Source organism: Streptomyces sp. NPDC006458, from assembly GCF_040612135.1.
Taxonomy (GTDB): domain Bacteria; phylum Actinomycetota; class Actinomycetes; order Streptomycetales; family Streptomycetaceae; genus Streptomyces.
Window position 1 is genome coordinate 189,938 of record NZ_JBEXPR010000002.1, and the last position, 26,934, is coordinate 216,871.

At 71.9% G+C, this 26,934-nt stretch carries 28 protein-coding genes; 16 read left to right on the plus strand and 12 right to left on the minus strand.

Annotated elements, in window-relative coordinates; all coding sequences use genetic code 11:
• Positions 1-128: 128 nt before the first annotated feature.
• The gene (locus ABZZ79_RS04120) at positions 129-905 is read left to right on the plus strand and encodes a TIGR00730 family Rossman fold protein (protein WP_356686242.1); all 777 of its coding nucleotides are present in this window, start codon (positions 129-131) and stop codon (positions 903-905) included.
• 6 nt (positions 906-911) lie between these two features.
• On the opposite strand, the gene folP is transcribed toward ABZZ79_RS04120, so the two are convergent.
• Positions 912-1,772, minus strand: a complete 861-nt coding sequence (folP, locus tag ABZZ79_RS04125; protein ID WP_356686244.1) for a dihydropteroate synthase — start codon at positions 1,770-1,772, stop codon at positions 912-914.
• Between the two features lie 117 nt (positions 1,773-1,889).
• Between folP and ABZZ79_RS04130 the strand changes: the two genes are divergently transcribed.
• Together ABZZ79_RS04130 and ABZZ79_RS04135 are read left to right on the plus strand one after the other, a co-directional pair.
• A complete protein-coding gene (locus ABZZ79_RS04130; protein ID WP_356686246.1) occupies positions 1,890-2,243 on the plus strand; it encodes a DivIVA domain-containing protein in 354 nt (117 codons plus the stop codon).
• The gene (locus tag ABZZ79_RS04135) at positions 2,240-2,827 is read left to right on the plus strand and encodes a DNA-3-methyladenine glycosylase I (protein WP_356686248.1); all 588 of its coding nucleotides are present in this window, start codon (positions 2,240-2,242) and stop codon (positions 2,825-2,827) included. The genes ABZZ79_RS04130 and ABZZ79_RS04135 overlap by 4 nt, the downstream gene beginning before the upstream one ends.
• Positions 2,828-3,322: 495 nt before the next feature.
• Here ABZZ79_RS04135 and ABZZ79_RS04140 read toward each other — a convergent pair whose 3' ends face one another.
• Positions 3,323-4,126 carry an enoyl-CoA hydratase-related protein gene (locus tag ABZZ79_RS04140; protein ID WP_356686249.1) on the minus strand — a complete coding sequence of 268 codons (804 nt, stop codon included), beginning with the start codon at positions 4,124-4,126 and terminating at the stop codon, positions 3,323-3,325.
• 386 nt (positions 4,127-4,512) lie between these two features.
• Here ABZZ79_RS04140 and ABZZ79_RS04145 point away from each other — a divergent pair, with 386 nt between their 5' ends.
• Positions 4,513-4,680 carry a DUF3117 domain-containing protein gene (locus ABZZ79_RS04145; RefSeq protein WP_003966491.1) on the plus strand — a complete coding sequence of 56 codons (168 nt, stop codon included), beginning with the start codon at positions 4,513-4,515 and terminating at the stop codon, positions 4,678-4,680.
• A gap of 168 nt (positions 4,681-4,848) precedes the next feature.
• Here ABZZ79_RS04145 and ABZZ79_RS04150 read toward each other — a convergent pair whose 3' ends face one another.
• Positions 4,849-5,601, minus strand: coding sequence for an O-methyltransferase (locus ABZZ79_RS04150; RefSeq protein WP_356686663.1), 753 nt, complete (start codon positions 5,599-5,601; stop codon positions 4,849-4,851).
• A 180-nt stretch (positions 5,602-5,781) separates the two neighbouring features.
• On the opposite strand from ABZZ79_RS04150, the gene sigE reads away from it, so the two are divergent.
• From sigE to ABZZ79_RS04175, 5 genes are all read left to right on the plus strand, one after another.
• Positions 5,782-6,483, plus strand: coding sequence for an RNA polymerase sigma factor SigE (gene sigE / locus ABZZ79_RS04155; RefSeq protein WP_356686665.1), 702 nt, complete (start codon positions 5,782-5,784; stop codon positions 6,481-6,483).
• Positions 6,480-7,439 (plus strand): zf-HC2 domain-containing protein, encoded by a 960-nt coding sequence (locus ABZZ79_RS04160; RefSeq protein ID WP_356686251.1) that lies wholly within the window; start codon positions 6,480-6,482, stop codon positions 7,437-7,439. Before sigE ends, ABZZ79_RS04160 begins: the two co-directional genes overlap by 4 nt.
• A gap of 141 nt (positions 7,440-7,580) precedes the next feature.
• Positions 7,581-9,575, plus strand: coding sequence for a trypsin-like peptidase domain-containing protein (locus ABZZ79_RS04165; protein ID WP_356686253.1), 1,995 nt, complete (start codon positions 7,581-7,583; stop codon positions 9,573-9,575).
• A gap of 184 nt (positions 9,576-9,759) precedes the next feature.
• Positions 9,760-10,203: a sec-independent translocase gene (locus tag ABZZ79_RS04170; RefSeq protein WP_356686255.1), complete on the plus strand. Its 444-nt coding sequence runs from the start codon at positions 9,760-9,762 to the stop codon at positions 10,201-10,203.
• Between the two features lie 186 nt (positions 10,204-10,389).
• Positions 10,390-11,043 (plus strand): hypothetical protein, encoded by a 654-nt coding sequence (locus ABZZ79_RS04175; protein WP_356686257.1) that lies wholly within the window; start codon positions 10,390-10,392, stop codon positions 11,041-11,043.
• Between the two features lie 172 nt (positions 11,044-11,215).
• On the opposite strand, the gene ABZZ79_RS04180 is transcribed toward ABZZ79_RS04175, so the two are convergent.
• Positions 11,216-12,349 (minus strand): Mrp/NBP35 family ATP-binding protein, encoded by a 1,134-nt coding sequence (locus tag ABZZ79_RS04180; protein WP_356686259.1) that lies wholly within the window; start codon positions 12,347-12,349, stop codon positions 11,216-11,218.
• Positions 12,350-12,549: 200 nt separating this feature from the next.
• Between ABZZ79_RS04180 and ABZZ79_RS04185 the strand changes: the two genes are divergently transcribed.
• A complete protein-coding gene (locus ABZZ79_RS04185; protein ID WP_356686261.1) occupies positions 12,550-13,317 on the plus strand; it encodes a hypothetical protein in 768 nt (255 codons plus the stop codon).
• A 228-nt stretch (positions 13,318-13,545) separates the two neighbouring features.
• On the opposite strand, the gene ABZZ79_RS04190 is transcribed toward ABZZ79_RS04185, so the two are convergent.
• Positions 13,546-14,064 carry a hypothetical protein gene (locus ABZZ79_RS04190; RefSeq protein ID WP_356686263.1) on the minus strand — a complete coding sequence of 173 codons (519 nt, stop codon included), beginning with the start codon at positions 14,062-14,064 and terminating at the stop codon, positions 13,546-13,548.
• 23 nt (positions 14,065-14,087) lie between these two features.
• The gene (locus ABZZ79_RS04195) at positions 14,088-15,203 is read right to left on the minus strand and encodes a magnesium and cobalt transport protein CorA (protein ID WP_356686265.1); all 1,116 of its coding nucleotides are present in this window, start codon (positions 15,201-15,203) and stop codon (positions 14,088-14,090) included.
• A gap of 453 nt (positions 15,204-15,656) precedes the next feature.
• Between ABZZ79_RS04195 and ABZZ79_RS04200 the strand changes: the two genes are divergently transcribed.
• The 4 genes from ABZZ79_RS04200 (at position 15,657) to ABZZ79_RS04215 (ending at position 18,926) form a co-directional block, all read left to right on the plus strand.
• Positions 15,657-16,241 (plus strand): suppressor of fused domain protein, encoded by a 585-nt coding sequence (locus ABZZ79_RS04200; protein WP_356686267.1) that lies wholly within the window; start codon positions 15,657-15,659, stop codon positions 16,239-16,241.
• A gap of 158 nt (positions 16,242-16,399) precedes the next feature.
• Positions 16,400-17,041, plus strand: a complete 642-nt coding sequence (locus ABZZ79_RS04205; RefSeq protein WP_356686269.1) for a DUF6758 family protein — start codon at positions 16,400-16,402, stop codon at positions 17,039-17,041.
• A gap of 365 nt (positions 17,042-17,406) precedes the next feature.
• Positions 17,407-18,264, plus strand: coding sequence for a PHP domain-containing protein (locus ABZZ79_RS04210; protein ID WP_356686271.1), 858 nt, complete (start codon positions 17,407-17,409; stop codon positions 18,262-18,264).
• A 56-nt stretch (positions 18,265-18,320) separates the two neighbouring features.
• Positions 18,321-18,926 (plus strand): MarC family protein, encoded by a 606-nt coding sequence (locus tag ABZZ79_RS04215; RefSeq protein WP_356686273.1) that lies wholly within the window; start codon positions 18,321-18,323, stop codon positions 18,924-18,926.
• Positions 18,927-19,004: 78 nt separating this feature from the next.
• Here the strand turns inward: ABZZ79_RS04215 and ABZZ79_RS04220 are convergent, their stop codons facing one another.
• Positions 19,005-19,157, minus strand: coding sequence for a hypothetical protein (locus ABZZ79_RS04220; protein WP_020136747.1), 153 nt, complete (start codon positions 19,155-19,157; stop codon positions 19,005-19,007).
• Positions 19,158-19,353: 196 nt separating this feature from the next.
• Between ABZZ79_RS04220 and ABZZ79_RS04225 the strand changes: the two genes are divergently transcribed.
• The gene (locus tag ABZZ79_RS04225) at positions 19,354-20,256 is read left to right on the plus strand and encodes an NYN domain-containing protein (RefSeq protein WP_356686275.1); all 903 of its coding nucleotides are present in this window, start codon (positions 19,354-19,356) and stop codon (positions 20,254-20,256) included.
• Between the two features lie 55 nt (positions 20,257-20,311).
• On the opposite strand, the gene ABZZ79_RS04230 is transcribed toward ABZZ79_RS04225, so the two are convergent.
• A complete protein-coding gene (locus ABZZ79_RS04230) occupies positions 20,312-21,196 on the minus strand; it encodes an alpha/beta hydrolase (protein ID WP_356686277.1) in 885 nt (294 codons plus the stop codon).
• Between the two features lie 96 nt (positions 21,197-21,292).
• Positions 21,293-23,875 carry a DEAD/DEAH box helicase gene (locus ABZZ79_RS04235; protein ID WP_356686279.1) on the minus strand — a complete coding sequence of 861 codons (2,583 nt, stop codon included), beginning with the start codon at positions 23,873-23,875 and terminating at the stop codon, positions 21,293-21,295.
• Positions 23,876-24,407: 532 nt separating this feature from the next.
• On the opposite strand from ABZZ79_RS04235, the gene ABZZ79_RS04240 reads away from it, so the two are divergent.
• On the plus strand, positions 24,408-25,163 hold the full coding sequence (locus ABZZ79_RS04240) for a ferritin-like fold-containing protein (RefSeq protein WP_356686281.1): 756 nt from the start codon (positions 24,408-24,410) through the stop codon (positions 25,161-25,163).
• A gap of 127 nt (positions 25,164-25,290) precedes the next feature.
• Here ABZZ79_RS04240 and ABZZ79_RS04245 read toward each other — a convergent pair whose 3' ends face one another.
• The 3 genes from ABZZ79_RS04245 to ABZZ79_RS04255 form a co-directional block, all read right to left on the minus strand.
• The gene (locus tag ABZZ79_RS04245) at positions 25,291-25,560 is read right to left on the minus strand and encodes a hypothetical protein (RefSeq protein WP_356686283.1); all 270 of its coding nucleotides are present in this window, start codon (positions 25,558-25,560) and stop codon (positions 25,291-25,293) included.
• A gap of 271 nt (positions 25,561-25,831) precedes the next feature.
• Entirely contained in the window at positions 25,832-26,059 is a 228-nt protein-coding gene (locus tag ABZZ79_RS04250; protein ID WP_356686285.1) for a DUF3107 domain-containing protein, read from the minus strand.
• A 221-nt stretch (positions 26,060-26,280) separates the two neighbouring features.
• The gene (locus ABZZ79_RS04255) at positions 26,281-26,922 is read right to left on the minus strand and encodes a TetR/AcrR family transcriptional regulator (protein WP_356686287.1); all 642 of its coding nucleotides are present in this window, start codon (positions 26,920-26,922) and stop codon (positions 26,281-26,283) included.
• Positions 26,923-26,934 lie beyond the last annotated feature (12 nt).

Below are 26,934 nucleotides of genomic sequence, written 5' to 3' on the forward strand. Positions count from 1 at the left end.
AGGGCGGCCGGACGCGCCGGCTGCCCGACTCGGAACCGCCGGCTGCATGGCAGACATGCTGACGTCCCCCGCGCGTAACCCGCGTAGATCTACGCTGAGACGGAAAGACCCGAGCGGAGGGAGCGCACATGGCTACCGGAAACCCCGAGGGGAAGAAGCAGCCCCCGGAGGAACAGCGCCTGGGCCCGGTCCTCCGGCGGCGCGGCCAGGTCACGGCCAGCACCACCGACCAGCGGCTGCTGGACGCGGGCGGACCCTCGGACTGGGTGCACACCGACCCCTGGCGGGTCCTGCGCATCCAGTCGGAGTTCATCGAGGGCTTCGGCACGCTCGCCGAGCTCCCGCCCGCGATCAGCGTGTTCGGCTCGGCCCGCACCCGCCCGGACTCCCCGGAGTACGAGGCCGGGGTCCGCCTCGGCCGCGGCCTGGTCGAGGCCGGCTGGGCGGTCATCACCGGCGGCGGTCCGGGCGCGATGGAGGCCGCGAACAAGGGGGCCTGCGAGGCCGACGGCATCTCCGTCGGCCTGGGCATCGAGCTGCCCTTCGAGCAGGGGCTGAACCCGTACGTCGACATCGGCCTGAACTTCCGGTACTTCTTCGTCCGGAAAATGATGTTCGTGAAGTATGCCCAAGGCTTCGTGGTCCTGCCCGGCGGCCTCGGCACCCTCGACGAACTCTTCGAGGCCCTCACCCTCGTCCAGACCCAGAAGGTCACCCGCTTCCCGATCGTGCTGTTCGGCAGCGCGTACTGGGGCGGCCTGGTCGACTGGCTGAAGGACACGGTGATCGCCGAGGGCAAGGCCGCCGGGAAGGACCTGCTGCTGTTCCACGTCACGGACGACGTGGACGAGGCCGTCGCGCTGGTGTCCAAGGAAGCCGGACGGGACCAGCTCCCTCCGGCCTGACGGACGTCAGGCCAGGCCTCTGCGGGCCACCGCCGGCTGCCGGTGGCCCGCTATGGCCGCGACCATGTCCAGCACCTGACGGGTCTCGGCCACCTCGTGCACCCGGTACACCTGCGCGCCCAGCCACGCGGACACCGCGGTCGTCGCGAGGGTGCCCAGCACCCGCTCCTTGACCGGACGGTCCAGGGACTCGCCGACGAAGTCCTTGTTCGACAGCGACACCAGCACGGGCCACCCGGTCTCCACCATCTCCGGCAGCCGCCGGGTGGCCTCCAGGCTGTGCCGGGTGTTCTTGCCGAAGTCGTGCCCGGGGTCGATCAGCACGGACTCGCGCGGCACCCCTAGGGCCACCGCCCGCTCGGCGAGCCCCACCGTCACGCGCAGGATGTCCGCCATGACGTCGTCGTACGTCACCCGGTGCGGGCGGGTCCGCGGCTGCGCGCCGCCCGCGTGCGTGCACACCAGCCCCACCCGGTGGCGCGCGGCGACCTCCGCGAGCTTGGGGTCGACCCCGCCCCAGGCGTCGTTGAGCAGGTCCGCGCCCGCCTCGCACACGGCCTCGCCGACCTCGTGCCGCCAGGTGTCGACACTGATCACCACGTCCGGGAAGCGCCGCCGCACCTCGGCGACGAAGCCGACCGTGCGCCGCGCCTCCTCCTCGGCCGACACCTCCTCGCCGGGGCCCGCCTTGACACCGCCGATGTCGATGATCGCGGCTCCGTCGGCCACGGCCTGCTCCACGCGCGCGAGGGCGGGCTCGTCCCGGAAGGTGGCCCCCTGGTCGTAGAAGGAGTCCGGGGTCCGGTTCACGATCGCCATGATCACCGGCTCGCGCGGGTCGAACTCCCGCCTGCCCAGCCTGAGCATCCCCTGTGACCTCTCCTCGTTCGCGCTGGTCTTCGGCCGTCTGCGACCCTAACTGTCAGCGTCGCATGGCACGATCGGACCCTGACACATTCGGCGCCGATCCTGGGGACGTCAGCGATGGTTATGTTCTTGTTCCTGGTTCTCGCGCTCGCCATCGTCGTCGCGGCGGTCACCCTCGCCGTGGTCGGCGGCGGCGAGGGCAGCGGACCCCTGCCCGAGGCGCCGCCCGAGCGCCTGCGGGACCCGTTGCCGTCCGACCGCCCGGTGCGGCGCGCCGACGTGGACGCGCTGCGCTTCCCGCTGGCCGCCCGCGGCTACCGGATGTCCGACGTCGACGACGCACTCAACCGCCTCGGTGTCGAGCTCGCCGAGCGTGACTCCCGCATCGCAGACCTTGAGTCCGCCCTGGCCGGCGCCCGCGCGGCCGGTCCGGTGCGGATGGACAAGCCCGGACCGGAGGACCAGCGGTGAGCGACGGCACGGCCATCCCGGGCCCGGACGGCGCCCTGCGCTGCCCCTGGGCCCTGTCCACCGAGGACTACGTCGGCTACCACGACGAGGAGTGGGGCCGCCCCGTCCACGGCGACGACGCCCTCTTCGAACGCCTCAGCCTGGAGGCCTTCCAGTCGGGCCTGTCCTGGATCACGATCCTGCGCCGCCGCCCCGGCTTCCGGTCCGCGTTCGCGGGCTTCGAGATCGCCGAGGTCGCCGCCTTCACCGACGCCGACCGTGAGCGACTCCTGGCCGACCCCGGCATCATCCGCAACCGCGCCAAGATCGACGCGACGATGGCCAACGCCAAGGTCCTCGCGGACTGGGCCCCGGGCGACCTGGACACCCTGATCTGGTCCCACGCCCCGGACCCCACCACCCGCCCGGCCCCCAGAACCCTCTCCGACGTCCCGGCGGTCACCCCGGAGTCGACGGCCCTGTCCAAGGCCCTAAAGAAGCAGGGCCTCCGCTTCGTGGGCCCCACGACGGCGTACGCCCTGATGCAGGCGTGCGGCCTGGTCGACGACCACTTGGACACCTGCGTGAGCAGAAACGCCGACTGAGCGGCAAGGGCACACCGAAACGCCTCCCACCCCACGAGCACGGAGTCCCCAAAGGGGCGCGAGGAACTGCGCAAACCCACAACGCACCCACACCCGCACCCGGACAGCGGCGGGAAGCCCCGGAGAGGGGCGCGAGGAACTGCGCGAACCCCACGACGCACCCGCACCCGGACAGCGGCGCGGAGCCCCCGGAGAGGGGCGCGGGGAACTGCGCGAACCCCAGGACGCACCCGCACCCGGACAGCGGCGCGGAGCCCCCGGAGAGGGGCGCGGGGAACTGCGCGAACCCCAGGACGCACCTGCACCCGGACAGCGGCGCGGAGTCCCCGGAGAGGGGCGCGGGGAACTGCGCGAACCCCACGACGCACCCGCACCCGGAAGCGCCGCGAAGGCCCCCAAAGGCCCGCAGGGCTGCGCCGAGACGCCGCTCCGCCGCCCGGGCGGCGAAGGCAACAACGCCCCGCACTCCCAAGCCGCACGGAAGCAGCCGAACCCCTACCGCCCCAGATACTTCGGCTTCTCCTTGTTCACGAACGCCTGCACGGCGATGGCGTGATCCTCGGACGCCCCGGCCCGCCCCTGCAGCTCGTCCTCCTTCTCCAGCGTCTCGGAGAAGGAGTGGGTGAGCCCGTACGCCACGGACTCCTTCAGCGCGGCGTACGCCACCGTCGGCCCCTCGGCCAACCCCCGCGCCACCGCCTCCGCCTCCGCGCGGAGCGCCCCCGCGGAGACGACCCGATTCGCGATCCCCAGCTCCAGAGCCTCCTGCGCCGAGATGTTGCGTGGGAAGAGCAGCAGGTCGGTGGCCCGGCCGGGCCCGATCACGCGCGGCAGCGTCCAGGAGATCCCGGAGTCCGCGGTGAGGGCGACACCCGCGAAGGACGTGTTGAAGGAGGCGGTGTCGGCGACCACCCGGTAGTCCGCGGCCAGGGCGAACCCGAACCCGGCCCCGGCGGCCACCCCGTTCACCGCGGCGACCACCGGCTTGGGCGCCTCCATCAGCGCCCGCGCGATCGGGTTGTAGTGCTCCCGCACCGTGCTCATCGTCTGCCCCCCGCCCGCCTCCCGGTCGGCGACGAGCAGCCCGATGTGCTCCTTGAGGTCCTGGCCCACACAGAAGGCCCGCTCCCCCGCGGCGGTCAGCAGGATCGCCCGAACGGCGGTGTCGGCGGCGGCTTCCTGCGCCGCGTCCCGCAGCGCGACCTTCGTCGCCACGTTCAGCGCGTTCATCGCCTCGGGGCGGTTCAGCGTGATCGTCGCCAGCCCGTCGCTCACCTCGTAGAGCACGGTGTCGGCCATGGGGCACCCCTCCGGTGTCGCGGCAAGGCGTACCGGCCGGTACGCCTTTGTGTCCGAAGGACAGCATGGCGGACCCGACCATCGACGGAGGTGTGACCTGCGTCAAAGAAAAAGAGACGCTTCCCGGCCGCCCCGTGGCCGTGCGGCGGCGCAGTATCGCAGCCACATCGCCGAATTGGGTGGTTTTGCTCGCGCGCGTTGCCCAAGCGATGCCGACTGATGTTGGTCATCGGGTCGTGAGATGCGGGATAATGGCTTGGAAGCAATGTGTTCGATGCCGGTGTCGCGTGTCCTGCGAAAGGACCGCGCGTGCCCTCCCTAGGGGCGTGCCCCTTCAGCGGGCCGTCGGCTTTGACGATGAGCTGGTTTCAGGAAGGGGAACGAGCATGGCGGCCATGAAGCCGCGGACGGGCGACGGCCCGCTCGAGGTGACCAAGGAGGGGCGGGGCATCGTCATGCGCGTTCCGCTCGAAGGCGGCGGTCGGCTTGTCGTCGAGCTGACCCCTGATGAGGCCGACGCGCTCGGCGATGCCCTCAAGAAGGTTGTGGGCTGACGCGCAAGCGACCGTACCTTTCGGCCGCCCCGGCACCGCACCAGGTGCCGGGGCGCCCGTATTTCCGGGCCGGGGCGCCCGCTGGGAGGAAGGACGGCTTGCCCGGTCAGCGGCCGGGCGAGGCGCACCGGGGCGGGTTCGGAGCGGGCGAGCCGCACCCGGCCGGGTTCACCTCTTGACCGCGCACAGCAGTCCGTCGCCGACCGGCAGCAGCGAGGTCACCAGCTCCTGGCTCTCCCGCACGGCCCTCAGCAGCTCCCGCAGCCGGACCACCTCGGTGGGCTGCGGCCCGGAGTCGACCGTGCGGCCGTTGGCGAAGACGCCCTCGAAGACCACCAGGCCGCCGGGACGCAGCAGACGCAACGATTCAGCGAGGTACTCCAGGACCTCCTGGCGGTCACCGTCGCAGAAGACGAGGTCGTAGCCGGCGTCGGCGAGGCGGGGGAGGACGTCGAGCGCGCGGCCGGGGATGAACCGGGCCCGGTTGCTGGCGAAGCCGGAGGCGCGGAAGGCCTCGCGGGCGAACTGCTGGTGCTCGGGTTCGGGATCGACCGTGGTCAGAACGCCGTCGGGGCGCATGCCGTGCAGCAGGTGGATTCCGGAGACTCCGGTACCGGTGCCGATCTCCGCGACCGCCTTGGCGTCCACGGAAGCGGCCAGCAACCCCAGCGCGGCGCCCGTGCCGGGCGTCACCGAGCGCAGCCCCGCCTCCCGGGCCCGCTCCCGGGCCCAGCGCAGTGCTTCGTCCTCGGCGACATAGGCGTCGGCGAACGCCCAGCTCGTCTGCCGGTTGCCGGTGATGACCCTCTCCTGTCCCCTGGTTGCCTCGGCGTGACTGTATCCGTTGGGGACGGGAACCCGCAGATGGGACCAGGCGTTTAGAAGGGTGTGAACGCACACGGGGGGACACGGTTGGATCACGATGACGGGCGGGGTGACGAGCAAGTGCTGACGCAGCCGCATGAGCCGTACCAGCACAGATCAATTTCTCGTAAAACCGCTTATCCGGAGCTAACGGACGAGGTGGCTATGGTAGGGGCTCCGCTGGACACCACCAGAGCTGACAGGGGAGGTGCGGCTGCGCCTGTGGATCGGGGAGGAGTGCTGCGGCGCTTTCTCGGATCGGCGGGTAGGCCGAAATCCGTGACCGACACCGCTGCTGACCACAGCCACGCCGCTGGCCTCGACCGCACCGCGACCTTCTCCACCGACGCGGACGGGCAGGCGTGGACTCCGCCCACGTGGGAGGAGATCGTCAGCACGCACAGCGGCCGCGTCTACCGGCTCGCCTACCGCCTCACGGGCAACCAGCACGACGCCGAGGACCTGACACAAGAGGTCTTCGTCCGCGTCTTCCGTTCCCTGTCGACCTACTCGCCGGGCACGTTCGAGGGCTGGCTGCACCGCATCACCACGAACCTCTTCCTGGACATGGTCCGCCGCAAGCAGCGCATCCGCTTCGACACCCTGGGCGAGGACGCGGCCGAGCGGCTGGCCAGCCGTGAGCCGTCCCCCCAGCAGGTCTTCAACGACGCGCACTTCGACGCCGACGTCCAGCAGGCCCTGGACACCCTGGCGCCCGAGTTCCGCGCCGCCGTCGTCCTGTGCGACATCGAGGGGCTGTCCTACGAGGAGATCGCCGCGACCCTGGGTGTCAAGCTCGGCACCGTGCGCTCCCGTATCCACCGCGGCCGGTCCCAGCTGCGCAAGGCTCTCGCCCACCGGTCGCCGGAGGCGCGTGCCGAGCGCCGCTCCTTCGCCGCCCGTATCCCCGCTCTGGGGGGAGGGGGCGCGACAGCGTGAGCGGATCTTGGCCGAAACCTGCGGAGGAACAACTCGCAGAGCAGCATCTGGGAGACCGACTCGCCGCCTTGGTCGACGGTGAGCTCGGTCATGACACGCGTGAGCGCGTGCTGTCGCATCTGGCGACCTGTCCGAAGTGCAAGGCCGAGGTCGACGCCCAGCGTCGGCTGAAGAACGTGTTCGCGGAGGCCGCCCCGCCGCCCCTGTCCGAGAGTTTCCTGGCCCGCCTCCAAGGGCTGCCCGCAGGAGGTGACTCCGGCGGCGGTCCGCTGTCGCCCGGGGGAGGATTCGCCGGACTCGGCGGCAGGCCCGCCGGGGTGTTCGGAGTGAGGCGCGGCGAGCGCTTCGAGTTCGACTTCGTCCCCGCGGACTCGCACGCCGCCGTCCTGCCGTCCGGCCCGGCCGCCGGACGTGGCTTCCGCATCCATGACGTCGGGCGCCCCGACGCCGACCGCTCCTCCCGCGGTCGCCGCTTCGGGCTCGCGGCCGCCGGCGCGGTGTCCCTCGCCGCGATCGCGCTCGGCGGGGTGACCACGGGCATGCCCGCCGACACCGCCGAGGCCCGTGGCGGCTCGGGCAACGGCTCCAATGTCACCCCGGCCCGTTCCGGCGGCACGGGTGCCACCACCACCCCCGAGAACCAGCGCCGCCGCGCGGGCGGTGCGCTGCTCGCCCAGGAGCAGGGCGGTCGTCAGTCCGTCGGGGATGCCGCGGTCGCCGCGACGGATGTGTCCGCGCCGCTGCTGCCGGGCATGACCGCCGCCCACGAGTCGACCGCGCAGCACCCCATCACCACGCCCGTGGTGGCGGGCGCGGCCGTCATGTCCCCGCTCATACGTCCCTTCGCGTCGACCCCGTTGCTCGGTCTGAGCAGTTGGTCCACGGCCCACGGCGGTGAGGTGCCCGGCCTGTTCAAGACGCCGGTCCCCGACGAGTCCACGGCCCAGGACCGCTGACCGTCCCCTGCGCGTCGACGCGCGAACCTGGTTGAATCCAGGAGCCGTGCCCGCGGCAGGCGACCGGGCGCGGCGGCGGAGATCGACGAGCCCGCGGCCGGCGCCTGCGTTCATGGTGCCGCGGCCAGCTGTGGGGAGAGCATGAACGAGGGCAAGCCCACGCAGGACCCTTCGGCCCGGCCGACCGCCCTGTCGGACGGCGACTACGAACTGGAGCGCCCTGAGCAGCCGGATACGGCGGCCGGTGCCGGAACCACCGGTGCCTCCGCCGCCGAATATGCTGCGGCCTCCGCGGCCGGGGCCTCGGATGCCGGGGCTTCGGATGCCGGGGCTTCGGATGCCGGGGCTTCGGGCGCGGCCGAGCGGGGTTCCGCCGATGACGTCGTGACCGGCGACAGCGGCGTGCGCGCGGTGACCGGGGACAACGCCCTGCCTTCTCACGACGGCGACTTCGAGCTGCGCCGCGCCGAAGAGGGTTCGGCGCCCGTGGCGGACGCCGTGCCCGCCGAGGACGGCGTGAGGGCCTCGGCGGCCGGCACGCACGAGGTGCCCGCGAAGGACCCGGCGCCCACCGAGGACGCCATGGTGTCCGCGGCAGGCGCCCAGGACGCCCCGGCGCCGCCCCCGCAGGCCGCCGAGCGCGTCAGGCCCCTGCACGACCCCGACCCGTACAGCACCCCGCCCTACGGCGAACCCGGCCCCTGGGCGCCCGCGCCGCCGGTGCAGCACCCGGCCACGACCCCGCCGCACGGCACGGCGATACCCGCGCCGCCGGTGAGTCACGGCGGCGAGATACCCGCGCCCGGCGCCCCTGGCGGACCCTGCACCACGCTGCACGCCCCCGCGCCCGGGACCCCCGTGGCCGGGGCTCCCCTGGCTGGCGCCCCCATGGCCGGGCCACTCGGCGGCCCACTCACGCCCCCGCCCACCGCGACCGCCGGCGACCCCTGGCGGCGCTATGACCCCTGGGCCGCCGCGCCCCTGCAGCAGACCGGGGAGGCGATGGCGACCGCGGCGCAGCGAAAGCGACGGGGCCGCAAGACGCTGGTGCTCGGCGCCCTGCTGCTGGCGCTGGTCTCCGGCATCGGCGGCGGCGTCGTGGGGACGTACCTGGAACGCAACGGCGGGGTCGGCGCCGTGGAGCTTCCGCAGGCCGGAGAGGAACCCGCCGGGCGGGACCCGGACAGCGTCGCCGGGATCGCCGCGCGGACCCTGCCCAGCGTGGTGACGCTGCATGTGCGCGGCAGCGAGCAGTCGGGCACCGGCACCGGCTTCGTGCTGGACGACCGCGGCCACATCCTGACCAACAACCACGTCGTCGAGCCCGCGGGCAAGAGCGGCAGGATCACCGTGACCTTCCACAGCGGTGACACCGCCGAGGCCGAGGTCGTCGGCGGCGACTCCGGCTACGACCTCGCCGTCGTCAAGGTCAGCGGCGTCCGCGGACTGCAGCCCGCCCCCCTCGGCAACTCCGACAACGTCCAGGTCGGTGATCCGGTCGTCGCCATCGGCGCTCCTTTCGACCTGGCCGGCACCGTCACCTCCGGCATCATCAGCGCCAAGCAGCGCCCCATCACCGCGGGCGGCGAGAAGGGCGACGGCAGCGACATCTCCTACGTCGACGCCCTGCAGACCGACGCGCCCATCAACCCCGGCAACTCCGGCGGACCCCTGCTCGACTCCCGCGGCCGGGTCATCGGCATCAACTCCGCGATCCGCTCCGCCGACAGCGGCTCCGACTCCGGCGAGGGCCAGGCCGGTTCGATCGGCCTCGGCTTCGCGATCCCCGTCAACCAGGGCAAACGCGTCGCCGAGGAACTGATCAACACCGGCAGGGCCACCCACCCGGTCATCGGCGTCACCCTCGACATGGACTACACGGGCGACGGAGCCCGGGTCGGCACGAAGACGAGCGACGGACGCGCCCCGGTGACGGTCGGCGGCCCCGGCGCCCGGGCCGGCATCGAGGCCGGTGACGTCATCACCGAGGTCGACGGACAGCGCGTCCACTCCGGTGAGGAGCTGATCGTCAAGACCCGCGCCCACCGCCCCGGCGACCGCCTCGAACTCACGGTCGAGCGCGACGGCGAGGAACGCGCGATCACCCTCGTACTCGGTTCCTCGGACGACGGCTGACCCGCCGCCGTATCGCACAGAAGACTGCTGCAAATCTCACAGGTCGGGCACGAAACCCCGTCACGCACGGCAAACATCTGGAAAACCGGTCGTTTACACGCTCTCAGAGGTCACGGGACGGTACCGGTCGGACAGTATCGACGGGTACCGTGGACCCGGCCCGGGACATCGCAAGGAGCTTCAGGTGTTCAATGACATAGGACCGCTAGAGCTGGTGACGCTCGTCGTGCTTGCCGTGCTCGTCTTCGGTCCGGACAAGCTCCCGAAGGTCATCCAGGACATCACGCGCACGATCCGCAAGATCCGCGAGTTCTCCGACAGCGCCAAGCGGGACATTCGCGACGAGCTCGGCCCGGAGTTCAAGGACTTCGAGTTCGAGGACCTCAACCCCAAGACGTTCATCCGCAAGCAGTTGGACAACGACGACCTGGGGCTGAAGGAGATCCGTAACGGCTTCGACTTCAAGAAGGAGATGGCCGACGTCACGGACGCCGTGCACAGCCGTGACGGCGAGACCTCCTCCGGCCCCTCAGGTACGTCCGGCCCCTCCGGTGGCCGCGTCGACATGTCCAAGAACTCCGGCACCGACCGCGACGACCGCCCGCCCTTCGACGCCGACGCCACCTGAGCCTCGGGGGTCCGTAGCGGCGCCGCGAGGCAGCTCCGCACGGTGGGAACAGGCCGCGCATCCTGCGCTTTCCCAGCCACTCCCGATGGTGTCGATATGCTGCCGAGTTGTTGTGCGGACCGGACGCGTACGCCCGAAGGGGGGCGGGCCCGCCCGATCCGACGAGAGCGAGGAGGCGGCGGGCACATGGAGACGACGAGTCAGGCGGTCGCGCAGGCGCCGGCCGCGGAGGGCGGACAGCAGGTTCCCTCCGCGCGGCGCACGGTCGACGGCTACCTGCGCGCGCCCTTCCCCTGGTACGGCCTCGACGAGGCGTTCACCGGGCCGCGCTGGCTGATGCAGGTCGGGACGGCGGCGGACGGCGCCGTCGAGCACGGGTCGATCGGGCACGGTGAGGAGCCCTCGGTGCGGGCCGACTCAGAGGACCGGGAGAAGTTCGCGGTCGTGGTGACCGTCGCGGCGAGTCCGTCCCGGCACAGCGCGGACGGTACGGGGCTGCTGGAGGCCACGTCGGTGTCCTCGGCGGCGTGGCTGGCCGGGGTGGGGCTGCTGTCCTTCACCTGGCCCGGCCAGATGGACCACTCGCTGCGGGACGACTGGCTGGAGCAGCAGACGGAGACCGCGTGGGCGCTGGCCGACGATCTGGCCGGGTCCGAGTGGTCCACGCTGTCGCTGCCGGTGGACGGGGTGCCGACGCCGTTCCACTACCGCGAGTCCGAGTTCGGCTGGGTGCTGGCCGGGTCGACGCAGGAGGGCGTGCACGTGGGGGCGTACGGCAGGGGCATGAGCGCGTACGGGCTCGGGTTCGCCATGATCAAGGACATTTCCGCCTACGCGTGACTGAGGGGCGCCAGGATGATCCTGGCGCCCCTTCGTCGTACGGCCTGAGCACTGCGGGCGGGCCCTGAGCACTGCCGACGGCCGCGGGCGCGTCGTGGCTTGTCGCGCGGTTCCCCGCGCCCCTCAGGGCATCAGGGCGCTGTCTCCAGCGCCCTCGTACCGGGTAAGAAGATCAGAACTTGTTCTTCGGGGTGATGCCGAGGGACAGGCCCGACAGGCCTCGCTGGCGGCCGCCCAGCTTGCCGGCGATGGCGCGCAGCGCGGAGCCCGCGGGCGAGTCCGGGTCGGTGAGGACGACCGGCTTGCCCTCGTCGCCGCCCTCGCGGAGGCGGACGTCGATGGGGATGGAGCCGAGGACCGGCACGGTCGTGCCCGTCGTACGGGTCAGGCCGTCGGCGACGACCTGGCCGCCGCCCGTGCCGAAGACGTCGACCATCTCATCGCAGTGCGGGCAGGGCAGGCCGGACATGTTCTCGACCACGCCGACGATCTTCTGGTGGGTCTGGACGGCGATGGAGCCCGCGCGCTCGGCGACCTCGGCAGCGGCCTGCTGCGGGGTCGTCACGACGAGGATCTCGGCGTTCGGCACCAGCTGGGCCACGGAGATCGCGATGTCGCCGGTGCCCGGCGGGAGGTCCAGGAGCAGGACGTCCAGGTCGCCCCAGTACACGTCCGCCAGGAACTGCTGGAGGGCGCGGTGGAGCATCGGGCCGCGCCAGACGACCGGGGCGTTGCCCGGGGTGAACATGCCGATCGAGATGACCTTCACGCCGTTCGCCGACGGCGGCATGATCATGTTCTCGACCTGGGTGGGACGGCCGTCGGCGCCCAGCATGCGCGGCACGGAGTGGCCGTAGATGTCGGCGTCGACGACACCCACCTTGAGGCCGTCGGCGGCCATCGCGGCGGCCAGGTTCACCGTCACCGAGGACTTGCCGACGCCGCCCTTGCCGGAGGCGACCGCGTACACGCGGGTCAGCGATCCGGGCTTGGCGAAGGGGACCTCGCGCTCGGTCTGGCCGCCGCGCAGCGCGGTCGCCAGCTCCTTGCGCTGCTCGTCGCTCATCACGTCGAGCGTGACATCGACACCGGTGACGCCCTCGACCCCGGAGACGGCGTCGGTGACGCGCTGCGTGATCGTGTCGCGCATCGGGCAGCCGGAGACCGTCAGGTACACGGTGACCGCGACCGCTCCATCGGCGCCGATCTCCACCGACTTGACCATCCCGAGTTCCGTGATGGGCCGGTTGATCTCGGGGTCGTTGACTGTCGCCAGTGACTCGCGCACCGCGTCTTCCGTAACCATAAGGACGATGGTACGGCGCGGTAGCCATGCCGCGTGAAGGGCCGTACACGGTCGTTTACATCACTCCGGGTGAATGGGCACCGCGGGAATACGTGAGACGCCGGGGCGGCGGGCGCTGCCCGGGACTGACTCCGAGCGGAACATCTCCTCCCGGTACTCTGCGGTAGGCCGCTGTAGACACGTCGAAAGGCACCGCACCTGTGACTGCGATTCCCCCGGGCCGTATCCGCCGCAGGATCGCGCAGATCGCCGCGGTGTGCGCCCTGGCCGTGACCGGCACGGGGCTGACCGGGTGCGGCAGCGAGGACCCGGACGCGGGCACCAACGGGGTGGGCAAGCTGCCCCCGGCCAAGATCCAGTCGGAGACCCGGGCGGCGGCCGGTTCCGTGGACGCGGTACGGCTGTCGGGGACGGTCGTCGCGGGCGGTCGCACGTACCAGCTGGACATGCGCCTGAAGGAGGACGGCGGCAGCGGCTCGCTGACCGCGCAGGGGGCGGCCTTCGAGCTCCTGCGGATCGGGGACGAGCTGTTCCTCAAGGCGGACGCCGGGTTCTGGAACCACGAGGACGGCAAGGGCGAGCACGAGAAGGGCGACGACGACTCGGCCGCGGCCGGCAAGCTGGGCGGCAAGTATGTGAAGGTGCCGCAGGGCGACCCCTCGTACAAGCGGTTCAGCGGGTTCACCGACAAGGACGTCCTGTTGGAGAGCCTGCTCACCCTGCACGGCGCGCTGGCCACCGACGGCCACCACGAGCAGAGCGGTGTGCGCACCATCCGCATCACCGGCGACAAGGGCTCCGGCGGCACCCTGGACGTCTCCCTGGAGGGCAAGCCGTATCCGCTGCGTCTGGTGCGCGCCGGTGGCGCCGGCACGCTGAGCTTCTCGGACTGGGGCAAGGACTTCGCGCTGAAGCAGCCCCCGAAGGGCGAGACCGTGGACTACGGGCAGCAGTTGCCCACGTCCTGACCTCCCGGCGGCGCGTCCGGTCTGTCCCGTCGGGGGCCGGAGCCTTTGGCGGCGTGCGGGCTGTCCCGTCGGGGCCCGTGGCCCGGAGGCACCGGCCCGGGGCCCGGAGGCGCCCCTCGGCGGCGCGCGGCCTGTCCGGTCGGGGCCCGGAGCCTCTGGTGGCGTGCGGCCTGTCCAGCGGGCGCCCAAAGCTCTTGGCGGCCCGCTGCCCCTGCGGCGGCGGTGGCCTCAGCCCCGCCGCTTGCGGCCCTTGAACAGCAGCCGGGGAAGGCCCGCCGGGATGGGCTGACGGGTCGTCGCCGGGGTCGGCAGCGGGACCTCGGCGAGGGAGCCGTCCGGCGGGGGTGTGGTGGCCCCTGTGGGCTCCAGCCTCAGCACCCGGCACTCACGCGCCCAGCGCTCGGTCATGGCCTCGCCGTCGGGGGCGTTCAGCCGCTTGCCCTTCAGCTCGGCGACCACGGCCTCCCATGCCTCGGAGCCGGGCGCGAGCTCCACGGTCCGGGCGGACCAGGCGATGAGCCGTCCGCCCTTGTCCTTGCTGCGCACGGTGACCTCGGCGGCGCCCCCGTCGGTCAGCCCCGGCAGCGGCTGCTCCCCGGGGCCGTCGCCGACCAGGCAGGCCGCGCCCTCGTGCCACACGTGCCAGAGCGCGCGGGCGGCCGGGGCGTCGGCGCCCCGCACCCAGATGAGCCCGGACTTCTTCGTCGCTTCCTCGACGAGGGCCCGGTCGAGCAGCTCGCTTGTCATGCGCCCAGCCTATCGGGGCGCCGTCAGAGCCAGCCGTTGCGCTTCAGCGTGCGGTGGATGCCGATACAGATCACCGCGGTGATGCCGAGCACCATCGGGTAGCCGAACTTCCAGCGCAGTTCCGGCATGTGCTCGAAGTTCATCCCGTATACGCCACACACCATCGTCGGTACCGCGATGATCGCCGCCCAGGACGTGATCTTGCGCATGTCCTCGTTCTGCGCGACGGACGCCTGCGCCAGGTTGGCCTGGAGGATGGAGTTCAGGAGCTCGTCGAAGCCCATGACCTGCTCCTGCACCCGGGCGAGGTGGTCGGCGACGTCCCGGAAGTACTTCTGGATGTCCGGGTCGATCAGCCGCATGGGCCGCTCGCTGAGCAGCTGCATGGGCCGCAGCAGCGGGGACACGGCCCGCTTGAACTCCAGCACCTCACGCTTGAGTTGGTAGATCCGCCCGGCGTCGGTGCCGCGCGGGCTGCCCTTGCGGCCCGGCGAGAACACCTCGGTCTCGACCTCGTCGATGTCGTCCTGGACCGCGTCGGCGACCGCGATGTAGCCGTCCACGACATGGTCGGCGATGGCGTGCAGCACCGCCGAGGGGCCCTTGGCGAGCAACTCCGGCTCGTCCTGCAGGCGGTGGCGCAGCGCGCGCAGCGAACCCTGGCCGCCGTGCCGGACGGTGATGAAGAAGTCCCGGCCGGTGAAGCACATGACCTCGCCGGCCTCGACGATCTCGCTGGTGGCCGTCAGCTCGTCGTGCTCGACGTAGTGGATGGTCTTGAAGACGGTGAACAGCGAGTCGTCGTAGCGCTCCAGCTTGGGCCGCTGGTGGGCCTGCACGGCGTCCTCGACGGCCAGCGGGTGCAGCCCGAACTCACTCGCGATACCGGCGAATTCGGCCTCGGTGGGCTCGTGCAGGCCGATCCAGACGAACCCGCCGTCGCGGCGGACCTGACGCATCGCCTCGTGCGGGCTCAGCGGCTTGCCGAACTCCACGCGGGCGCCGTCGCGGTACACGGCGCAGTCGACGACGGCCGAGGGGGTGCCGGGATCGCGCGTCGTGTCGTAGCCGGTGGTGTCCTTGCGCAGGGACGGGCGGGCGGGACGCACAACGGAACGCAGGTCGCGGATCATCGACATGGCGGGCTCCTTCGCTACGGACAGCGCAAGGCGGCCAACGACGGGTGGAACTGCCCGGAATGAGGACGTCCTGGCGTGGAGATGTTTGGCACGTCCACAAAGCGGGGAGCACCGCACCGTCGCGGTGGCTGGCTTCGCTGCCGGTCAGATCAGACAGATCAGGCGGAACGAACGAAGTGCTCTTCCGTGAGGACGCGCGGGAGCGGCACCGGAAAGGCTAGAGCCGGGAGAAGACAGCTACTTCAGCGGCCGGAAGAGCGGGTGGTACTGCACGGTCGACTTCGGTCCATCGCAGCCCCACCTCCTCCGGTCGGTCCCTCGTAAGGGAGGTCCATCGGCGTCGGGACTCGATCCGCGACGCTTCTGCGTGCTGCCCGACCGGCCAAGAGTATCAGCCGACTGAAGTGTCAAGGCGCCGCTTTGCCTTGTACTGACGAGTTCTATGCTCGCCGCATGGTTGATGTTCTTCCTCTGGTCGAGGCCAGGTTGCGCATGGCGCTGGGCGAACCGGACGCCCGTGCGGCGGTCACCTTCCTCGGCACCGACCGCATCGAGGTACTCCGCTTCCAGGGGGACGGCATCGTCCGTTACGCCACCCTGGGGATGTCCGCGCAGCCCATGGCCGATCCCACGGCGATGGTCGCCGACCCCGTCAAGGGGCCGCGCGCCGAGCTGATCCTGACCGTGCGCGCGGGCCGCGCAGACACCGACAAGGTGCTCCGCCCGCTCGCCGTGCTGGGCGCTTCCCCGCAGGTCGAGGGCCTGATCGTGGCGCCCGGCGCCTCACTGGACGTGGGCGAGCCGCTGTGGCCCGGCGCGCCCTTCACCTCCGTCCTGGTCGCCGAGCCGGGCGGTCTGGTGGAGGACCTGGAGCTGGACGAGCCGCTGGACCCGGTCCGCTTCCTGCCCCTGCTGCCGATGACGCCGAACGAGGCCGCCTGGAAGCGGGTGCACGGAGCGCAGGCCCTCCAGGAGCGCTGGCTCGACCACGGCACCGACCTGCGCGATCCGGCGCGTCCCTCCGTGCCGCTGGGGTGAGCCATCTCACCGGTGTCCGGGTGCGTCGGGCCCGTCGACGGCGTCCGAGTGCGTTGGGCCGGTTGGTGGACCCCCACCCACCGAGTCCAGGTGATCGTCGGCCCCGGACGGGTGATCGTCCTTGACGGGACGGTGTCCTGGTAGGACCGTGGGGCCCTATGAGGGGCGAACCCAGTTGCCCGAAGTGCGGTGGCCGGGTCAGGGCTCCCGGTCTCTTCGCCGATTCCTGGCAGTGCGACGTCCACGGCACGGTGCATCCGGTGCAGCCCGTGATTCCGCCGAGCGTCGAGGGTCTCGGTGTGGTGGTGCACCGCACGAAGGTGCCCGTGTGGATGCCGTGGCCGCTGCCGGTCGGCTGGCTGTTCACGGGCGTGGCCAGTGCGGGTGACGACCGCAGCGGCGGTCGTGCGACGGCGGTGGCCTGTTCCGGGCCCGGTCCGCTCGGCGGGATGGGCGAGCTGATCCTGGTCGCCGAGGAACTCGGCGTGGGGCTCGGCGCGCGCTACGCCGGCATCGACGGGCCCGATCCCGGCCCTTATCTGAACGTGGAGAAGCCGCCGCAGGCGAAGGTGCTCGCCGCGGGGCGGCCGACGCCGCTGTGGCATGTCGCCGGGACGCCCGAGGACCGGGCCGTCTTCGCCGGTGAGGCGCTCGGGATGTGGGTCTGGGCCGTGGTGTGGCCCGAGCAGTCCGGGCTGCTGATGTACGAGGAGATGGTGCTGGCGGATCTGCGGGAGGCGGGGGCGGAGCTGGAGCTGGTGCCGTGCGGAGCGTTGTCGCCGCGCTTGCTTGAGCCGTAGGGCCTGGGTGGGGGGCGCTTGCACCGGTGGGTGGGTGCGGGTCGTTCGTGGTTTGTTTGCGCAGTTCCCCGCGCCCCTGGGTGGGGGGTGCTTTCGCCGGTGGGTGGGTGGGGGTTGTTTGTGGGTTGTTGCGCAGTTCCCCGCGCCCCTTGGGGGTGAGGGTCGCTTGCATCGTTGGGTGGGTGCGGGTTGTTTCGCGCTGGTCCTCGCGGCCCTGTCGTGTGTGTCTGTCGTGTGGGGTCTCGCGAACCCTGGGGGTGTGGGTGTAAAGGTCGCTCGGGCTGTGTGGGTGTGACATGGGTACTCCCGGGGGCGGTTATCCTTGGGTGGCCCCTTTTCGTCCGTGACCGCTTGGAGTTCGTGTCGTGCGTGTCGACCTGCACACCCACTCCACCGCGTCCGACGGTACGGACACCCCCGCCGAGCTGGTACGGCGTGCCGGTGCCGCAGGGCTGGACGTCATCGGGCTGACCGACCACGACACCACCCGCGGCCACGCCGAGGCACTCGCCGCACTGCCCGCGGGGCTCACGCTGGTGACCGGGGCCGAGCTGTCCTGCCGTCTCGACGGCGTGAGCATGCACATGCTGGCCTACCTGTTCGACGCCGAGGAGCCGACGCTGCTCGCCGAGCGGGAGCTGGTCAGGGACGACCGGGTGCCGCGGGCGAAGGCCGTGATCGCCAGGCTGAACGAGCTGGGCGTGCCGGTGACCTGGGAGCAGGTCGCGCGGATCGCCGGTGACGGTTCGGTCGGCCGGCCGCACATCGCCACCGCGCTGGTCGAGCAGGGCGTCGTACCCACCGTGAGCGACGCCTTCACCCAGCAGTGGCTGGCCGACGGCGGGCGGGCGTACGTGGAGAAGCACGAGACCGACCCGTTCGAAGCGATCCGGTTGGTCAAGGCGGCCGGTGGAGTCGCGGTGTTCGCGCACCCGGCGGCCGTCAAGCGCGGACGCACGGTCCCCGAGTCCGCGATCGCGGCGATGGCCGAGGCCGGGCTCGACGGGATCGAGGTCGACCACATGGACCACGACCCGGACACCCGCGCCAGGCTGCGCGGGCTGGCCGCCGACCTGGGTCTGCTGGTCACCGGCTCCAGCGACTACCACGGCAGCCGCAAGACGGTCGCGCTCGGCGAGTTCACCACCGACCCCGAGGTCTACGGGGAGATCACCCGGCGCGCCACGGGCGCGTTCCCGGTTCCGGGCGCCGGCGGAGTCTGAGGTCCGGCCTCACGCTCCCGCCCGTCCTTTCACTTCACCAAGGTCTGTCTTCACCCATGTTCGACGTCGCTGTCTTCGGCTCTCTCTTTTTGACCCTGTTCGTCATCATGGATCCCCCCGGGATCACCCCGATCTTCCTCGCGCTGACCTCCGGCCGCCCGGCGAAGGTGCAGAAGCGGATGGCCTTCCAGGCCGTCTGTGTCGCCGGCGGAGTGATCGCCGTCTTCGGGCTCCTCGGCCACCAGATCCTGAACTATCTGCATGTCTCCGTCCCCGCCCTGATGATCGCGGGCGGGCTGCTGCTCCTGCTGATCGCCCTCGACCTGCTCACCGGCAAGACCGACGAGCCGCAGGCGACCAAGGACGTCAATGTCGCGCTCGTGCCGCTGGGCATGCCGCTGCTGGCCGGGCCGGGCGCGATCGTGTCCGTGATCCTGGCCGTGCAGAAGGCCGACAGCGTGGCCACGCAGGTGTCGGTGTGGACGGCGATCGTCGCCATCCACGTCGTGCTGTGGGTGGTGATGCGCTACTCGCTGCTGATCATCCGTGTGATCAAGGACGGCGGCGTCGTGCTCGTCACCCGGCTCGCGGGCATGATGCTCTCCGCCATCGCCGTGCAGCAGATCATCAACGGGGTCACGCAGGTCATCCGGGGCAGCTGACCCGCCCCGCTCACGAACGGAGCCCCGTACGGCCTGATCGCCGTACGGGGCTCCGGAGCTTGTGGTCGTGATCCGCTGTTACGAGGCCGTGGTGTCGGCCGGGCGGATCCACAGGCGCTGTCCGATGGCGGCGGCCTGCTGAACGATCCGGTTGACGGAGGCGGCGTCCACGACGGTGCTGTCCACGGGCGTGCCGTCGACATCGTCGAGTCGCATGATTTCGAAGCGCACTGGCTTCTCCCTTCGTCTGGTCATCCTCCTGCGGAGAATTACTTGCGTACGTAGGCAGTCAACGGCATGCGTGTTACAAACATTCCCTACGCTAAAGAAATTTTTCGAACGACTAAATACTATCGAGTAAGGGGTCTGCGCGGAACCGAGCGGCGCCGGTTGTGTTCGCTGCGTGACGGCCGGGACAATGGAGGCGATGAACGACGACCTCGCCGCCCTCGCAGCCCGCATCGAACGCACCAACGAGCTCCTCCAGCGCATGCTGGTCGAGGTGGCGAAGACCCCCTCGACCCACGCGATCTTCGTCGACGCGGGATACCTCTACGCGGCCGCGGGACGGCTGATCGCCGGAACGGAGGACCGGCGGGCCTTCGACCTGGACGCCGAGGGACTGATCGAGGCGCTCATCGACCGCGCCCGGACCGCCTTCGCGGACAGCAGGCTGCTGCGGGTCTACTGGTACGACGGCGCCCGGCGGCGCATCCACACCGCCGAGCAGCAGTCCATCGCGGAACTGCCCGACGTCAAGGTCCGCCTGGGCAACCTCAACGCCAACAACCAGCAGAAGGGCGTCGACTCCCTCATCAGGACCGACCTGGAGTCCCTCGCCCGGCACCGCGCCATCAGCGACGCGGCCCTCCTCGGCGGCGACGAGGACCTGGTCTCCGCCGTCGAGGCGGCCCAGGGCTACGGGGCCCGGGTGCACCTGTGGGGCATCGAGGCGCCGGAGGGCCGCAACCAGGCCGAGCCGCTGTTGTGGGAGGTCGACAGTCAGCGCACGCTCGACCTCGAGTTCTTCAAGCCGTACGTCAGCCGCCGCACCTCCCCGGTATACGACCCCGGCGCCGCGCCCGCCGGCCGGCCCGGCCGGGAGGACGTGCGCTTCGTCGGCGCCCAGATCGCCGCGAAATGGCTGGCCGAGCGCGGCCGGGAAGCACTGATCGAGCTGCTGCCCGGACACCCGTATCTGCCCGGCTCGGTCGACCAGGACCTGTTGGTGGAGGCGGAGGGCGTGCTCCAGTACTCCCTGCGCGGCCAGGCCGACCTGCGACGCGCGCTGCGCGACGGCTTCTGGGACCACCTGCGGACGCTTTACTAGCGCCCCGCGAATCAGCGCCCTGCGAACCAACCTCCGCGAATCAGCGCCCCGCGGGTCAGCGTCCCGCGAATTCCCGTCCGTCGTCCCAGAACGCGGCGAGGGCCTCCGCCGTCGGAAGGGGCCGTTCCACGTTGGGGGAGTGCTCGGCGTCCGCCACGACCGTGCGGCGCGCGGCGAGCCGTACGGCCATCTCGTCCAGCAGCGGCACCGGCCAGGTGTCGTCGACGTCGCCGGACAGGACGTGGAACGGCAGCGGGACAGCGGTGAGTTCGGCGACTCGGTCCGGCTCTACGCACAACTGCCTCCCTGTGGCGAGGAGTTGAGCGGGCCGGTGGCCGAGCCAGCGGCGGCGCAGATGGTCCGTGTCACCGACTCCGCGGGCCGGTCCTCCGACGTCCTCCGGCGCGCCCATCGCCAGGATCGCCTCCCACACCTCGGCCATCGTCATCACCGCGAGCGCGTCGTGCAGCAGCCGCACGCGCTCCTGCTGCGACGGGGAGATCCGCGCCGGACCCGAGGCCATGAGGGTGAGCGAGGCGAAGGGGGAGTGGTCGAGCAGCACGGCCGCGCGGGCGATCTGACCGCCGAGGGAGTGCCCGAGCAGATGCAGGTGACCGCGGCCGTCCAGGGCCGCGGCCTGGGCGAGCACATCCAGGGCCAGCTCCCGCTGGGCGTACGCCGACTCGTCGTCGGGGCCCCCGGACTCGAACTGCCCCCGGCCGTCCACCGCGACCGTGCGGTAGCCGCGGGCCGCGAGCGGCTCGTGCAGCAGGTGGAAGTCCTCCTTGCTCCCCGTGAACCCGGGCAGCAGCAGTGCGACGCCCTTCGGGGCGACGCCGGGGGCCACGTCGTGGTCGACCACCGCGAAGTCGCCGCGGGCCGTGGCGAGGTGGTAGGAGCGGGCGCCGGGGGGAGGGGTCAGGGTCGGGGGCTTGCTCACGGGGTGAGGGTAGTCGGCGTCGTCGGCGCAGACACCGACGGGCCGGTTCCCGCGAGTGCGGGAACCGGCCCGTAGGGCGTTCGGCCGGGCTGGTGATCAGCCCTCGGCGGGCTCGGCCGCCTTGCGGGTGCGGCGCGCCCCCGGAGCGGTCTCGGCCGTCTCCGTCGCCGTCTCCGCGACCGGCTTGGCGACAGCCGTCTTGCGGGTGCGGCGCGGCTTGGCGGCGGGCGCCTCCGGCTCCTGCGTGGCCTGGGCCGGGATCTCGGCGAGGGGCGCCTCCGGCTCCGCGGTCTTGCGGGTACGGCGGGCCCTCGGCTTGGCCTCCACGCCCTCGGCCGTGTCGACGGCTTCGGTCGCGGCGGCCGTGGCGGTGGTCTTGCGGGTGCGCTTCGGCTTGGCCTCGGCGGTGTCCGCGTCGGTGGCCGTGGCGGCCGCCTTGCGGGTGCGGCGGGGCTGCGCCTCGGTGGCCTCGGCGGTGTCCACGGCCGTGGCGGCCGCGGTCTTGCGGGTGCGGCGCGGCTTGGCCTCCGCGGCCTCCGCCGTGTCCACCACCACCGTGTCCACCGCCGTCTCCGTGACCGGCTTGGCGGCGGCGGTCTTGCGAGTCCGGCGCGGCTTGGTCTCCACGCCCTCGGCTGTGTCGACGGCTTCGGTCGCGGCGGCCGTGGCGGTGGTCTTGCGGGTGCGCTTCGGCTTGGCCTCGGCCGTGTCCGCGTCGGTGGCCGTGGCGGCGGCCGTCTTACGGGTGCGGTGCGGCTTGGCCTCCGCGGCCTCCGCCGTGTCCACCGCCGTCTCGGCGGGTGCGGCCGCGGCGGTCTTGCGGGTGCGGCGCGGCCTGGCGACGGGCGCCTCCGGCTCCTGCGTGGCCTGGGCCGGGATCTCGGCGACGGGCGCCTCCGGCTCCGCGGTCTTACGGGTGCGGCGGCGCGGCTTGGCCTCGGTCCCCTCGGCCGTGTCCACCGCCGTCTCGGCGGGGGCAGCGGCAGCGGTCTTGCGGGTCCGGCGCGGCCTGGCGACGGGCGCCTCCGGCTCGGTCGCCTCGACCGGCGTCGCGACGGCCTGGGCCTCCACGACAGCGGTCACCGCGGCGGCCTCGACCTCAGGAGCCACCGACGCGGCCTCGGCCGACCGGCGCGTACGGCGGCGGCGCGGCTTGCCGGCCTCGGCCTCGGGGGCGTCCAGCACAGCCGGACCCTCCACGGCGGCCACGGCGGACTCGGCCTCGACCGGCGCTGCAGCGGCTGCGGTCACCGACGGCGCGGCGGCACCGCCACGGGTGCGGCGACGACGGCGCGGGGTACGCGCGGTCACGCCCTCGGCGGCGGACTCGGACGTCTCGGCGACGGGTGTGGCGGCAGCGGCCTCGCCCTCCATCCCGCCGCGGGTACGGCGGCGGCGGCGCGGCGTACGGGCCGAACGCTCCTGGTCGGCGGAGCGGGACTCGTCCCGGCCGCCCCGGGCACCACGACCGCGCGGACCGCGACCGCCGGGCTCGCCCAGGTCCTCCAGCTCCTCCGCCTCCAGCCCGGCGCGCGTGCGCTCCGAGCGCGGCAGAACACCCTTGGTGCCCGCCGGGATGCCGAGGTCCTCGAAGAGGTGCGGCGAGGAGGAGTACGTCTCCAACGGGTCGTTGAAGTTCAGCTCCAGCGCCTTGTTGATCAGCTGCCAGCGCGGGATGTCGTCCCAGTCGATGAACGTGATCGCCGTACCCGAGGCGCCCGCGCGGCCGGTGCGGCCGATGCGGTGCAGGTAGGTCTTCTCGTCCTCGGGGGACTGGTAGTTGATGACGTGGGTGACGTTCTCGACGTCGATGCCGCGTGCCGCGACGTCGGTGCAGACGAGGACGTCGACCTTGCCGTTGCGGAAGGCGCGCAGCGCCTGCTCACGGGCGCCCTGGCCGAGGTCGCCGTGGACCGCGCCGGAGGCGAAGCCGCGGCGCTGGAGCTGCTCGGCGATGTCGGCGGCGGTGCGCTTGGTCCGGCAGAAGATCATCGCCAGGGCGCGGCCATCGGCCTGCAGTATGCGGGCGACCATCTCCGGCTTGTCGAGGGAGTGTGCGCGGTACACGAACTGCTTGATGTTCGCCTGCGTGATGCCCTCGTCGCCGGGGTCGGAGGCGCGGATGTGCGTGGGCTGCGACATGTAGCGACGGGCCAGTCCGATGACCGCGCCCGGCATGGTGGCCGAGAACAGCATGGTCTGGCGCTTGGCCGGGAGCATGGCGATGATCTTCTCGACGTCGGGCAGGAAGCCCAGGTCGAGCATCTCGTCGGCCTCGTCGAGGACGAGGGACTTCACACTGCTCAGGTCCAGCTTCTTCTGGCCCGCGAGGTCGAGCAGTCGGCCCGGGGTGCCGACGACGACGTCGACGCCCTTCTTCAGGGCCTCGACCTGGGGCTCGTAGGCCCGGCCGCCGTAGATCGCGGTGACGCGCACATTGCGCACCTTGCCCGCGGTCAGCAGGTCGTTGGTGACCTGCTGGCACAGCTCGCGGGTGGGGACGACGACGAGCGCCTGCGGAGCGTCGGTCAGGTCCTCGGGGCGGGCGCGCCCGGCCTCGACATCGGCGGGGACGGTGACGCGATCCAGGAGCGGAAGGCCGAAGCCCAGCGTCTTGCCGGTGCCGGTCTTGGCCTGGCCGATGATGTCCGTGCCGGAGAGGGCGACGGGGAGTGTCATCTCCTGGATGGGGAAGGGGGTGACGATGCCGACGGCTTCCAGGGCCTCGGCGGTCTCGGGGAGGATCCCGAGCTCTCGGAACGTCGTAGTCAGGGTGCTGCCTCTTCTGTGTGCGCGGTGCGAGGCGAGCGCGGCAGTCGTGTCTGACCGTGCCGGGGACGTCGGCCGCCTCACGGGCTGGCCGTGGGGCACGGGACAAATTCCGACGCTCTAGCGCTCGTACCGCTGAGGGTGTCCCCCTCCGATCGTCGTACGCACAGTGCCGTACGGTCAGGGAGGGCTGTCGGGTCGGAGCCGATCGGGCCACCGACCGGGCATCCTCATGCGTGCGGCCTGTCGGGATACGGCGCGTCCCATGCGTTCGGACGTGCCTTCGTACCAGCAGGCGCATTACCACCATACCCCGGATTGGCGCACACGCGATGGCCGATTCGGTCACGTTGTCGTCGTCACACTTGCGGACAGGGTCCGGTGCGGTGTCCTGGCCACTGTGACTGACCAGGGACTTCCCTCGTGCGGAGAGCGGGCTATTGTGCGCTTCATGACGAGCTCTGACAAGCCTGAGAACGCCCCCGAAACCGCCGCCGCGCCCACCGGTGTCGCCGCCCAGGACTGGGCGCAGGCCTCCGCCGAACCGCAGTACCGCGCCGCGGTCGTGGACCTGCTCGGCGCGCTCGCGTACGGCGAGCTCGCGGCGTTCGAGCGGCTGGCGGAGGACGCCAAGCTGGCGCCGACGCTGGCGGACAAGGCGGAGCTGGCGAAGATGGCCTCGGCGGAGTTCGGCCATTTCCAGCGGCTGCGGGACCGGCTGACGGAGATCGGCGAGGAGCCGACGGACGCCATGCAGCCGTTCGTCGCCGCACTGGACGGCTTCCACAAGCAGACGGCCCCGTCGGACTGGCTGGAGGGCCTGGTCAAGGCCTACGTCGGCGACTCGATCGCCAGTGACTTCTACCGGGAGGTCGCCGCCCGGCTCGACTCGGACACGCGCTCGCTGGTGCTGGCCGTGCTCGACGACACGGGGCACGCGGGCTTCGCCGTGGAACGGGTGCGCGCAGCCATCGAGGCCGACCCCCGCGTGGGCGGGCGGCTCGCCCTGTGGGCGCGGCGGCTGATGGGCGAGGCGCTGTCGCAGTCGCAGCGGGTGGTCGCCGATCGGGACGCCCTGTCGACGATGCTCGTGGGCGGCGTGGCCGACGGGTTCGACCTCGCGGAGGTCGGCCGGATGTTCTCGCGGATCACCGAGGCCCACACCAAGCGGATGGCCGCGCTGGGGCTGGCCGCCTGACGACCCCACCGGTGCGTCACGGCGAGGGGCGCGGTTTGCCGCGCCCCTTTCTGCCGCTCAGTGCCTCACACCGCCTCTGTCGCTTTCTGCCCCTCGGTCCGTCACACCGCTTCTGTCGCCCGGTCCCTCACACCGTCACTGATCGTCGGCGGAGTCTTCCGTTCGGGCGCAGCAGCAGGGACAGCGAGGCCGTCGAGACGATCAGGGCGCCCAGCAGGCTCAGGGGGACCGCGGCCGCGTCCAGCGCGGTGTGGGTGATGAAGTCACCGAAGAGGGCGCCGGCCACGCCGGTCGAGTAGACCAGGGGACGGGCCGGGAGACGGTGGGACAGGCGGTTCGCCGCGGTCCACGCCAGTGCGAGACCGAGCAGTGCGGAACCGAGCGCTTCCAAGATCATGAAGAGTCCCTCCCAGCGGCCGGCACGGTGCTTGCGGTCGTCGTCCGTCTTACCCGTGACCTGCGGAATCCAATCCTCCCCTGTGCGGCGTATGTGAGCCGTCCGGCAAGGGTGGAGACAGGCCGATCGGGAAGCGCCGGGCGGGCCGTGCGAAACCTGCGGGGACCGTGGGCGGAAACCTGCGGGGCCGTGCGGAAACCTGCGAACGAGGGGCCCTGCGACCGAAGTCACCAGGCCCCTCGTGGCGTCCTACGCCTTGCGGCGTGTGTTCTTACAGCGCGCCGAAGCCCACCTTGCGCGGGGCCGCCTCGCCGAGCTCGACGTAGGCGAGGCGGTCGGCCGGGACCAGAACCTTGCGGCCGTGCTCGTCCACGAGGCTCAGCAGCTGCGACTTTCCGGACAGCGCGTCGGCCACGATGGCCTCGACCTCCTCGGCCGTCTGACCGCTCTCCAGAACGATCTCGCGCGGCGCGTGCTGCACGCCGATCTTGACCTCCACGGCTATGTCCCTCCGAACGGTCAGTGAGTGCGCGGCCATCCGCGCCGTACCCAGCACACATTAGCCCGGTGAGGGGACGGACACGGACCGCCCGGCCACGCCAGGAGCGAACAGCCGCCGGGAACAGATCCCGGCGGCTGTTGTCCGCGTCCTGTGTGTGCGGCTCACCGGTACGGCTTCTCCGGTACGGCGTGAATGCCTCGGCCGGAGCCGTACGGCTGTCAGTGCTGGTCGATGCCGTGCAGCGGGAAGCCGGCGATGCCGCGCCAGGCCAGCGAGGTCAGCAGCTGGACCGCCTCGTCGCGCGGGACGCTGCGGTCGCTGTGCAGCCAGGAACGGGCGACCACCTGGGCGAGGCCGCCGAGGCCGGAGGCGAGCAGCATGGACTCGTCCCGCGACAGCCCGGTGTCCTCCGCGATGACGTCGCAGATCGCCTCGGCGCAGTCGTTGGTGACCTTGTCGACGCGCTCGCGCACCGCGGGCTCGTTCGTCAGGTCCGACTCGAAGACCAGACGGAAGGCGCCGCCGTCGTCCTCGACGTAGGCGAAGTAGGCGTCCATGGTCGCCCGTACGCGCTGCTTGTTGTCGGTCGTCGACGCCAGCGCGCCGTGCACGGCCTGGATCAGGGACTCGCAGTGCTGGTCCAGCAGTGCGAGATAGAGGTCGAGCTTGCCCGGGAAGTGCTGGTAGAGCACCGGCTTGCTGACTCCGGCACGCTCGGCGATATCGTCCATCGCGGCGGCGTGGTAGCCCTGTGCCACGAAGACTTCCTGGGCGGCGCCCAGCAGCTGGTTCCGTCGGGCACGGCGCGGCAGGCGCGTGCCCCTCGGGCGTGCCGCCTCTGTCTGCTCGATGGCTGTCACGCCGCCTCCCAA

What these genes read in the sequence shown, in the direction of transcription:
- ABZZ79_RS04120 (WP_356686242.1), top strand. Translation starts at nt 129, where the DNA reads ATGGCTACCGGAAACCCCGAGGGGAAGAAGCAGCCCCCGGAGGAACAG.
- folP (WP_356686244.1), bottom strand. Translation starts at nt 1,772, where the DNA reads ATGCTCAGGCTGGGCAGGCGGGAGTTCGACCCGCGCGAGCCGGTGATC.
- ABZZ79_RS04130 (WP_356686246.1), top strand. Translation starts at nt 1,890, where the DNA reads ATGGTTATGTTCTTGTTCCTGGTTCTCGCGCTCGCCATCGTCGTCGCG.
- ABZZ79_RS04140 (WP_356686249.1), bottom strand. Translation starts at nt 4,126, where the DNA reads ATGGCCGACACCGTGCTCTACGAGGTGAGCGACGGGCTGGCGACGATC.
- ABZZ79_RS04145 (WP_003966491.1), top strand. Translation starts at nt 4,513, where the DNA reads ATGGCGGCCATGAAGCCGCGGACGGGCGACGGCCCGCTCGAGGTGACC.
- ABZZ79_RS04165 (WP_356686253.1), top strand. Translation starts at nt 7,581, where the DNA reads ATGAACGAGGGCAAGCCCACGCAGGACCCTTCGGCCCGGCCGACCGCC.
- ABZZ79_RS04175 (WP_356686257.1), top strand. Translation starts at nt 10,390, where the DNA reads ATGGAGACGACGAGTCAGGCGGTCGCGCAGGCGCCGGCCGCGGAGGGC.
- ABZZ79_RS04180 (WP_356686259.1), bottom strand. Translation starts at nt 12,349, where the DNA reads ATGGTTACGGAAGACGCGGTGCGCGAGTCACTGGCGACAGTCAACGAC.
- ABZZ79_RS04190 (WP_356686263.1), bottom strand. Translation starts at nt 14,064, where the DNA reads ATGACAAGCGAGCTGCTCGACCGGGCCCTCGTCGAGGAAGCGACGAAG.
- ABZZ79_RS04195 (WP_356686265.1), bottom strand. Translation starts at nt 15,203, where the DNA reads ATGTCGATGATCCGCGACCTGCGTTCCGTTGTGCGTCCCGCCCGCCCG.
- ABZZ79_RS04200 (WP_356686267.1), top strand. Translation starts at nt 15,657, where the DNA reads ATGGTTGATGTTCTTCCTCTGGTCGAGGCCAGGTTGCGCATGGCGCTG.
- ABZZ79_RS04205 (WP_356686269.1), top strand. Translation starts at nt 16,400, where the DNA reads ATGAGGGGCGAACCCAGTTGCCCGAAGTGCGGTGGCCGGGTCAGGGCT.
- ABZZ79_RS04215 (WP_356686273.1), top strand. Translation starts at nt 18,321, where the DNA reads ATGTTCGACGTCGCTGTCTTCGGCTCTCTCTTTTTGACCCTGTTCGTC.
- ABZZ79_RS04225 (WP_356686275.1), top strand. Translation starts at nt 19,354, where the DNA reads ATGAACGACGACCTCGCCGCCCTCGCAGCCCGCATCGAACGCACCAAC.
- ABZZ79_RS04235 (WP_356686279.1), bottom strand. Translation starts at nt 23,875, where the DNA reads ATGACACTCCCCGTCGCCCTCTCCGGCACGGACATCATCGGCCAGGCC.
- ABZZ79_RS04245 (WP_356686283.1), bottom strand. Translation starts at nt 25,560, where the DNA reads ATGATCTTGGAAGCGCTCGGTTCCGCACTGCTCGGTCTCGCACTGGCG.